This is a genomic window from Candidatus Jordarchaeum sp., from assembly GCF_052745115.1.
The window spans coordinates 1-3,872 of the sequence record NZ_JBRAKS010000364.1 but is presented as its reverse complement, the minus strand read 5'-3'; the positions used below and the strand labels follow the sequence as shown (position 1 = coordinate 3,872).

The window sequence follows — 3,872 nt, the reverse complement described above, 5'->3', positions numbered from 1 at the left end:
AAATAAGAAACAAACAGTTATTTTTACCTACCCAACCAAGGATAGAAATCAATGCCAAAAATAAAATAATATACAAAAAATGAAAAAAAGTTAAACAAAAAGATAAAAAATTTCAAATACACATATACACATTGTAAAATATACTCAAATTTCAAAATAAAATATTATCAAATAGTATCTTTAATTATTAGATATATCTCAATTGTCATAAATTTAAATACTAAATGTCACTTTAATAAGAAATCTTCGAACCATCTTTATTTCAAAAAATGCTAATATTCTAGAGAAGTAGAAAAGTTTAACCCCATTTAATAGATATAAAAAATGGTTAACTCTCTTTTCCCAAAAATTTCCTAGAAATCTTTTTATACATTTTTTCAAGTGCTGTTATCAGTAATATGGGTAATAAACTTAAATTTTTAATATAGTATCCATTATAATGATTTCTCCCATACTGCCACTCGATTCGGAGGATATATAATTGTCAAGTGACCCAACAAAACTAATAATAATAACTGCAATCGGTCAAGATAAACCTGGCCTAGTATCAGGATTAACCAATGTGATAGCGGAGGTTAACGCAAATATAATTGATGTTGAGGAAACTGTGCTTAGAGGCCTATTTGCCATGTTTATGATTGTCGATATTGGTTCTGCAACTATTTCTGCCGAGGAATTAAAGGAGCGATTAGAAAAAAAAGGTAGAGAGGTTGGTCTTCAGGTTAATGTGGAACCCTACTTGGAGGGGAGAAGAAAAACAGAAAAAGAATTAGCTCTCATAACAATCTTAGGAAAAGATAGACCGGGCATTGTTGCAAAAACTTCAACACTATTAGGAAAACATAATATTAACATCGAAAAAATCCGTATGATTGCCAGAGGGGAAATAATTGCCATGGAAATGCTAGTAGATCTTAGCGACCTCCAAATCCCCCTAGAAAACGTAAGAATAGAACTCCAAAACCTGTGTGAAAACTTGGGTGTAGGCTTTATTCTACAGAGAGAAAACGTATTCCAAAAATCTAAAAAACTTATGGTATTTGATATGGACTCTACCCTAGTAGACGAAGAAACCATTGACGAGATAGCTAGGATTGCTGGCGTGGGCGAAAAGGTGAGAGAAATAACCAAAAGGGCCATGGAAGGAGAAATCGATTTCGTGCAAGCTGTACGAGAACGAGTTAAGCTCTTAGCAGGATTAGAAGTAAAACATCTAGAAGAAATAGCAAATAACATGCATCTCACTCCCGGAGCAGAAGAACTCATAAACTCTCTGAAATCAATGGGCTATAAGATCGCACTCATTAGCGGGGGATTCACCTTTTTCACAGATCGTCTAAAAGAAAAATTAGGTCTAGATTACGCCTTTGGAAACAAAATGATAATAAAAAACGGAGCCCTAACTGGAGAAGTGGAAGAGCCTATCATAGACGGAGAAAAGAAGGCAGACATAATCCAATGGATTTCCGAGATAGAGGGAATATCTAAAGAAGAGGTAATCGCTGTCGGAGATGGTGCCAACGATCAGTTCATGCTAAATAATGTTGGACTAGGTATTGCTTTTAACGCTAAGCAGGTTCTTAAACAGGTAGCCGATGGTGTCATTGCACAAAAGAATCTTCTCAGCATACTTTACGCCCTAGGACTGCCTGAAAAAGAACTTAAAAAATATATTAACACCAGTTAAACGAATTATTTCGAACCTAGACTCTTCTAAATACTCTGTTTTACTTTAAGAAAGAAATGTTTCAAGTTTTTTATGGAGAAACTCATTTTTCTGTTGTTCTTGGTCTGATTGTATAAGTAGTGTGCGTATGTTCATAGTTGTTCACTTAAACGCACAACATTTATTAAATATACACCTTAAGTTTTAACAGTGATTATAATGTTAGAAGAGATGAGGGCACAGATAGCTGCAGGCAAACTGGAAGCTACGGATATAATAAAGTGTGCATTGGGAATTAGAGAACTGGAAGTAAAAACCTATTTTACTCTATTAGATGGATCCATGCAGGTTCAAGAAATTGCGGATAAACTACAGAGGAACCGAAGCACAATTCAAAGATCTCTTACGAATCTGATAAGCAAAGGTTTAGCTACGAGAAGAACGAAGAGTATAGCTAGGGGAGGTTATTACTACGAATATGAAGCGGCGCCCGCTTCAGAAGTTAAAAAAATGGTAAGAGCAGCTTTAGACCAGTGGTATGAAAAGATGGTGCGCTTCCTAGAAGAGGGATGGAAAAAGCCAAAATAGTGCTAAATAATAATCGGGAGAACTAGTCTAAACATTAGCTTGACAATTAATATCCCTTCAATCAATACTTATAATGGGCAAACTTTACTGTTCCAATATTTTATGTATATTTTTCTAAATGGTGATTTCAAAGGTTTGTGGTAATGATAGATGAGAATAATTGTTATATTAAAAATCTCCCGCATATCTATAAAATTCTTGAAAATGTTCTGGATGACGATTATAAACAGGTTTTATATATTGTCTCATTGTTATTGGGCCAGTATTACGAACAAAGATTCTTCAGCTATGATAAATCTCGACTAATTATGGAAGATGTGGTTTCTGTCTGCGGTCTGCCCCTCCATTATACGCGAGAAGAAATAATGAATGATGTTTTTCTAGTGGGCGAGGACTGGAATGTCTTTTTTCCCGTGGGTGGGATTAAGGGAGATTGCCTAGCGTGGGGAAACAGACTAAGTCTGCCGTCATCGGGAGAAATGTATGAGATACCGCGCGTGGTTTCTTTAGCAATTAAAAAATTTGAAGAAGAACAAATTTATGAAAATTGGCTAAACTTGGTGAAAGAATATTTCAGCAAGATAGGGGCAACCTATGCAGAAAAAACGTCTCAAATTCTTCAATACGCGATAAATCAGGGTATTTGCAACATGATAAATGCATCATCTATAGAAGAGGGATGTATAAGTGTTGGGCTAAAGAATTCTGGAGCTATAATCGCAGAGATGAAAGGTGGGGGAATAATAAGTCCCTCGGTTCATTGTGGTATATTCTTAAGGAAACCGGAAATTTTTACTAATAATGAGGAAGAAGCGAGTATAATGAAGAAATTTATTAGTGGGGCGCCTATTTACCAATTAAATAAGGCTCTTATTACATGGTTTTCAAATGAAAAAGAAATGAGCAGGGGATTTAATCGGTGTTTCACAAGACGCCGATAAAAAATGAAAAATTTGGAATTACTTTAAGGAGGTCATAATTGCTATAAAACTGACTATTAATATTCGTAAAATATTTAAATCCTAAATTGGTAATTAGTTGTTCCCGATAATTGAACAATTATGAAATATTTATCAAATCAATAGAGGGAAAAATATGGAGGAAGATCCAGAACTGAAAAAAATTCGCGAAAAAAAATTAAAAGAATTAATGGAGCAACAATCCAAACCTCAGTTTCCAACAGGGATTATTCATATGAATTCTGCAAGGTTTACAGAGATAATAAAAACATCTAAACTCCCAGTTATAGTAGATTACTCAGCCCAGTGGTGTGGGCCCTGTCGCATAATAGCGCCTATATTTGAGCGTCTAGCTAACGATTTTGCTGGTAAAATCATTTTTGGCAAGATTGACGTGGATGAGGAACCAGGTATTGCTCGCGCTTTTGGAATCAATGCTGTACCCACGCTTATCATCTTTAAAGAAGGTAAACCTGTGGAACGCCTTTTAGGTGTTGTCGGGTATGACCAGCTCTATAAGCTTTTAGACCAAATCAAAGTATAAATTTATTTTTTTCTCCTTTTACTGGATTAATTATTTTGTAACAGATACTCTGCGGATTTGAAGATGAATTTTTTAAAAAATTAGCGTACAGGATAAGTAATTAAAATATTAAAAA

4 protein-coding genes are annotated in these 3,872 nt (G+C 34.7%); all 4 read left to right on the top strand.

The genetic code is table 11. The features are described from left to right. The first annotated feature begins 481 nt into the window (after nucleotides 1-481). On the top strand, nucleotides 482-1,687 hold the full coding sequence (gene serB / locus ACUVXA_RS17915; RefSeq protein ID WP_445872652.1) for a phosphoserine phosphatase SerB: 1,206 nt from the start codon (nucleotides 482-484) through the stop codon (nucleotides 1,685-1,687). 198 nt (nucleotides 1,688-1,885) lie between these two features. After that, nucleotides 1,886-2,254, top strand: a complete 369-nt coding sequence (locus tag ACUVXA_RS17910) for a helix-turn-helix domain-containing protein (protein WP_445872651.1) — start codon at nucleotides 1,886-1,888, stop codon at nucleotides 2,252-2,254. A gap of 143 nt (nucleotides 2,255-2,397) precedes the next feature. Then, a complete protein-coding gene (locus ACUVXA_RS17905; protein WP_445872650.1) occupies nucleotides 2,398-3,195 on the top strand; it encodes a hypothetical protein in 798 nt (265 codons plus the stop codon). A 154-nt stretch (nucleotides 3,196-3,349) separates the two neighbouring features. After that, nucleotides 3,350-3,757: a thioredoxin gene (gene trxA / locus ACUVXA_RS17900; RefSeq protein ID WP_445872649.1), complete on the top strand. Its 408-nt coding sequence runs from the start codon at nucleotides 3,350-3,352 to the stop codon at nucleotides 3,755-3,757. The last annotated feature ends 115 nt before the right edge of the window (nucleotides 3,758-3,872 follow it).